This window comes from Rhizobacter sp. (assembly GCF_031412075.1).
Taxonomy (GTDB): Bacteria; Pseudomonadota; Gammaproteobacteria; order Burkholderiales; family Burkholderiaceae_C; genus Rhizobacter.
In genome coordinates, this window is sequence record NZ_JANOCG010000600.1 from 1 (window position 1) to 5,334 (window position 5,334).

The following is a 5,334-nucleotide window of genomic DNA, read 5'->3' on the forward strand; positions in this document are numbered from 1 at the left end:
TACTCACCCGTTCGCCACTCGCCACCAGGATTGCTCCCGTGCTGCCGTTCGACTTGCATGTGTAAGGCATGCCGCCAGCGTTCAATCTGAGCCAGGATCAAACTCTTCAGTTCGATCTTGATAAATTACTCAAAGAATTGAAGTGAACATCACTTGCATGATCTTCATTTCTATCAGTGAGCGTTTAAGGTCCATGAGACCTTGAGTCTTTCGACTCTTGGCACTCGCCTTCAAACGCCCACACTTATCGGCTGTTAGTTTTTAAAGAGCTGGCAAACTTTCGTTTGCTTTTTTGCTGAATCACTTATTTCAGCTAAGCCTGCGATTTTGACTGCTTTTAATAACCTTGTCAATATCTTGGCTAATTTGCATTCCGTTGCCGTTGTCGCGTTTTGCGATTTTTGCTTCGTTCAGCAGAGCCAGCGATTATGACTTGTTTTTGCTCAAGTCGTCAACTGCTTGCTCTTTTCTTTGCTGCTCAATGCCGGCGTTGCGTCTGCGTTGCCTGCTGAAATCAGCGAAGACCGCGACTGTAGCATCCTTTTTTGGGCCTCGCGAGCGAGGCTCCAAAAAATCAACTTGGCCCGACCGCAGCATCCATATGTACCGTGCGTGCAAAGAGCTCGCGACAGGCGGATTCAGGGTCTTCGCTGTCCAGCACAGCCTTGAGATGAGGCATCAGACGTCGTGTGTCGGCCCGAAGAACCCGCTGTTTGACAGCAGCAATCTGCGCAGGATGCATGGAGAAGCTTCGAAGCCCCATGGCCAGTAGCAACTCAGTGAATGCCGGATCTCCGGCCATCTCACCGCACACGCTCACCGCCTTCCCAGTTGAACGGACGTAGGCGATTGTCTGCGCGACGAGCTGAAGCACCGCCGGATGCCATGGGTCGTACAGATGTGCCACGGCCTCGTCGGCGCGGTCGATGGCCAGGGTGTACTGAATCAGGTCGTTGGTGCCGATCGAAACAAAGTCGAAGTGGCGCAAAAGCGTTGGCAGCGCAATGGCGGCAGCTGGCACTTCGATCATGGCGCCGACCTCAACAATGCCGTGCGCACGCCCAGAGTCGGCCAGCTGCTGTTTCGCCCGGGCGATCGCCTCGAGCGCGAGCCTCACTTCGGCAAGGTGCGCCACCATCGGGATGAGGATACGCACCTTACCCAAGGCACTAGCACGCAGGATCGCTCTCAGCTGCTGCCTGAACATGCCAGGCTCCGACAAGCTCCAGCGAATTGCACGCAGCCCGAGCGCCGGGTTCAGCGCATGCTCGTGGCGGAGCTCGGCGCTGCTCATGCGATCGAGGGGCTTGTCGGCCCCAATATCGACAGTGCGGATGGTGACGGGCAGCCCTTTCATCGCTTCCACGGCGGCCCGGTAGGCCTCGAACTGCTCGTCCTCCCCCGGCAAGTCGCCACCGCGGTTCATGAACAGGAACTCGCTGCGAAAGAGGCCTACGCCCACCGCACCCGCCTCCAGCGCGGCCGGCGCGTCATTGGGCAGTTCGATGTTGGCCTGCAACTCGACACGTTCGCCGTCGAGCGTGACGGCCGGTGTATGGCGCAGTCGCGACAAACGATCGCGCTCCAGCCCGCTCTGCCGTTGCCGGAAGCGGTACTCCTCCAGCAGCAGCGGCGAAGGGTCGACCACGACGATGCCGTTGTCGCCGTCGATCACGACCCAATCGTCTTGCCGGATGATGTGGCTGGCTTCTCGCGCGCCCACCACGGCAGGGATGTCCATGCTGCGCGCGACGATGGCCGTGTGCGAGGTGCGCCCGCCCACGTCGGTGATGAAGCCGGTGAAGATGCTGCGCTTGAACTGCAGCATGTCAGCCGGGGCGATGTCGTTGGCCACCAGCACCAGCGGGTCTTCGCCGGCGAAGTCGCGCGGGCTGACTCCGGGCGCTGGCGCATAGGTTGAAGATGGCCCGCGGCTCATGGCGCGCAACAAGCGCTCGACCACTTGCTCCAGGTCGGCCTTGCGCTCGCGCAGGTAGTCGTCTTCCATGTCGTCAAACTGACGGGCGATCACCTCGAGCTGCGCCGACAACGCCCATTCGGCGTTGTAGTGGCGCTCCTGGATCCATTGTTTGGTGGCGGTGATCAGGGTTTCGTCATGCAGCAGCATGAGGTGCACGTCGAGCAGGGCCGACAACTCGCCCGGCGCATCGATAGGCAAGTCGCGCTGCAAGGTGCTCAGCTCGGTGGCCACCGCGTCGCGTGCAACCCGCAAACGCTCGATTTCGGGGTCGACCTGGGAATCGTCGATGAAGTAGTGCGCAACGTCGATGCGGCTCGAAGCCACCAGCACAGCCCGGCCGATGGCCACGCCTCGAGAAACCGGCAACCCGAAGACCTGAAAACTCATGCGATCCATCCTAGCAGCGCAACTCTCGGGCGCACCTGGGAACGACCCGCGCCACCTGTCATGGTGGCGTCACGCGCCCTTCATGGCCGCGTCACGCCCACACGCGACGATCAGCACACGTTTTACAGGAGTAGCCATGCGGGACTTCCCTTTGCCGACCATGCCGATTTCTGCGCTGCGTGCCGACACGTCCCGGAGGTCGCTTCACCCACGCTCAGCAGCTACCGAACCTGCCCGCGCTGAAGCGCCTCGGTTTGAGGTGGTTTGGGCTCGCGATGAGGGAGACATTCGCGAAGCGCAGCGCCTGAGGCACCTGGTTTTTGCCGAAGAAATGGGCGCGCGCCTGAGCGTGCCACATGGTTCGCCCGCTGGCCACGACATCGACATGTTCGACGCCTTCTGCGAGCACCTGCTGGTACGCGCGCCTGGCGAGGGCGGCGAGCCCGGCCCGGTAATCGGCACCTACCGCGTGCTGACGCCCGCAGCGGCCAAGCGTGTGGGCGGCTTGTACAGCGAGACCGAATTCGACCTCACGCGCCTGCGCCCGCTGCGCGGCGCGATGGTCGAGCTGGGCCGCTCGTGCGTGCACCCGGCCTGGCGCTCGGGTGGCGCCATCATGGCCTTGTGGGGCGCCCTGGCCGAGTTCATGGTGCGCAACAAGCTCGACACCATGATCGGCTGCGCGAGCGTGAGCATGCGCGACGGCGGGCACTTCGCGGCCAGCCTGTGGGAGCAACTGCGCCACACGCACCTGGCGCCGATCGAGCTGCGCGTGACGCCGCGCCTGCCCTTGCCGGTAGACGATCTGCAGCACGACCTGGATGTCGAGGCCCCGGCCTTGATCAAGGGTTATCTGCGCTGCGGCGCCAAGGTGCTGGGCGCGCCGGCCTGGGATCCAGACTTCAACACCGCCGACCTGCCGTTGCTGATGCGCATCGACGACTTGCCCGCGCGCTACCGCAAGCACTTCCTGGGCGCTGCCAGCGCCTGAGGGCTACTCGCCCTCGCCGAACTTGTCGTTGATCAGCGCCACCAGGGCGTCCATCGCGGCCTGTTCGTCGGGGCCGGTGGTCTCGATCTCGACTTCGCTGCCGACACCGGCCGCCAGCATCATGACGCCCATGATGCTCTTGGCGTTGACCCGGCGGGCATTGCGCGTCATGAACACATCGCTTTGAAAACCGCCGGCCAACTTGGTGAGCTTGGCCGAGGCACGGGCGTGCAACCCGAGCTTATTGCTGATGCTGATGTTGACTTTGATCATTGGCACCGGGTTTGAAGGCCTGATTCTGTGGGCGCGAGGTGGCCACCTGCATCACGCCCTGCGTGGCACCGGCAACGGCACGCGCCACCACCGCATCGAGTGACTCGTCGGCGTAACACAGCGAACGCCACAACATCGGCACGTTCACGCCCGCAATCACCTTCACATGCACGCCGTCGGCCAGGCGCTGCGCCACATTGCACGGCGTCGCGCCGAACACGTCGGTGAAGATCAAGGCATCGGGGGTTCCCACCTTGGCCAGCAAGGCGCGGGCGGCGATTTCGATCTCTTCGATGCTGGCGTCGGGCAGCACGTCGAGTGCCTCGAGGCGGCGCCCGCAGTCGGGGAAGGTGTGCTGCGCCACCGCCTTCAATGAAGACGCCAGAGGCGCGTGGGCAATGATCAGCAGGCCGGGCATGCAGGAATTATGAGAGTTTCAACGCGTGTGGGCTGAAGCGGGTCGGGTCGGGTCGGGTTCATCTCGCCACAAAAACCACACATAAGACAACACACAGCACACACCCAACAACGCAAAAGCCCCTCTGAAGGCTGACACGGTGCTCCATCCCTGGGCCACCAGGGCATCGACCGTCGCCCCCACGCCCCACTGCAAAACGAATACGCCGGCAAAGATCACCAGGTTGTAGGCCGACAAGGCCCGCCCGGCCAGCCAGGCGGGAAACGCCTGGCCGATGGCCGGTTGCGACAGCGAGACGAAGGTGCTCGACACACAAAACAGCGCCCAGACCCAGGCGGTGGCGCCCTTGCCCAGGCCCACCCCCAGGAACAAGGCCAGCAGGCTCAACGGCATGCCCCAGGCAATCAGGCCATGGGCTGTCCAGCCCCGTGCATACAGTCGCGGCACGGCCACGCCCCAGCCCATGAAGGCGAACAGCATGGCGAGGTTGATCGCAAACAAGCCGCCCGCCGTCTGTTGCGCCGACCAATCGCACACGCGGGTGAGCCAAGGGCCGATCCACAGCGACTGCAGGGCCACCATGCTGCCGTATTGAAAGAAGGCCATGGGCAGGTAGCGCACGAAGGTCGGGTGCCGGAACACCTGGCCGTAGCCCCCTCTTCCCGTCGACGGCAGCGGCGCCGCAGGCCCGTCGGCCGGCACCAACCAGGCAATCAACACCATCGCCACCACGAACAAGGCGGCCAAGGCCCAGAAGAGACCGCGCCAACCCAAGCTGGGCAACAGCCACTGCACCGGCAGCGTCGAGGCCACCAAACCCAGCGAGCCGGTCATCAGCATCCAGGAATTGGCACGCATCTGCGCGGTGGCGCCGTAGTTGCGGCGAAAACTGGTCATCGGCGCCATCAGGCAGGCGCCCACGCCCATGCCGATCAACATGCGAGCCACCACCAAGGCGGCAAAGCTCTGCGCCATGGCAAATGCGCCGCACCCGAAAACCGCCAGCACCAGGAAGGCCAGCAGCACCCGCTTCGGGCCAAATCGATCCAGCGCGCTGCCCAGGGGCAGTTGCATCGTCGCAAAGCCCAGGAAGTACGCGCCGGCCAGCAAACCCAGGTTGGCCGAGTTCAGCTGCAGCTCGGTGCTGAAGGCTGGCGCCAGGGTGGCGACCACGCCCCGCACCAGGGCCGACGGGAAGTAGGCAAACGCGAAGCTCAGAAACATGAGCACCGCGGTGCGGGGCAGCAGGGTCACTGGAGTACCTTCGTGCTGCGCACTCCGGCA

The 5,334-nt window shown here is 63.5% G+C and carries 5 protein-coding genes and 1 rRNA gene; 1 reads left to right on the top strand and 5 read right to left on the bottom strand.

Annotated features, from left to right (window positions below):
- A 16S ribosomal RNA gene (locus RMO40_RS22225) occupies nt 1-113 on the bottom strand; the annotation flags it as partial.
- A 461-nt stretch (nt 114-574) separates the two neighbouring features.
- Complete coding sequence (gene ptsP, locus RMO40_RS22230; protein WP_309725782.1) at nt 575-2,368, bottom strand: phosphoenolpyruvate--protein phosphotransferase; 1,794 nt, start codon at nt 2,366-2,368, stop codon at nt 575-577.
- A gap of 136 nt (nt 2,369-2,504) precedes the next feature.
- On the opposite strand from ptsP, the gene RMO40_RS22235 reads away from it, so the two are divergent.
- On the top strand, nt 2,505-3,359 hold the full coding sequence (locus tag RMO40_RS22235) for a GNAT family N-acyltransferase (protein WP_309725783.1): 855 nt from the start codon (nt 2,505-2,507) through the stop codon (nt 3,357-3,359).
- Nucleotides 3,360-3,362: 3 nt separating this feature from the next.
- Here the strand turns inward: RMO40_RS22235 and RMO40_RS22240 are convergent, their stop codons facing one another.
- Genes RMO40_RS22240 through RMO40_RS22250 form a run of 3 tightly spaced genes read right to left on the bottom strand, consistent with a single transcriptional unit; the run spans nt 3,363 to nt 5,304 of the window.
- Nucleotides 3,363-3,632 (bottom strand): HPr family phosphocarrier protein, encoded by a 270-nt coding sequence (locus RMO40_RS22240; protein WP_309725784.1) that lies wholly within the window; start codon nt 3,630-3,632, stop codon nt 3,363-3,365.
- A complete protein-coding gene (locus RMO40_RS22245; protein WP_309725785.1) occupies nt 3,601-4,050 on the bottom strand; it encodes a PTS sugar transporter subunit IIA domain-containing protein in 450 nt (149 codons plus the stop codon). The genes RMO40_RS22240 and RMO40_RS22245 overlap by 32 nt, the downstream gene beginning before the upstream one ends.
- A gap of 18 nt (nt 4,051-4,068) precedes the next feature.
- Nucleotides 4,069-5,304, bottom strand: a complete 1,236-nt coding sequence (locus tag RMO40_RS22250; RefSeq protein ID WP_489660223.1) for an MFS transporter — start codon at nt 5,302-5,304, stop codon at nt 4,069-4,071.
- Nucleotides 5,305-5,334: the final 30 nt, after the last annotated feature.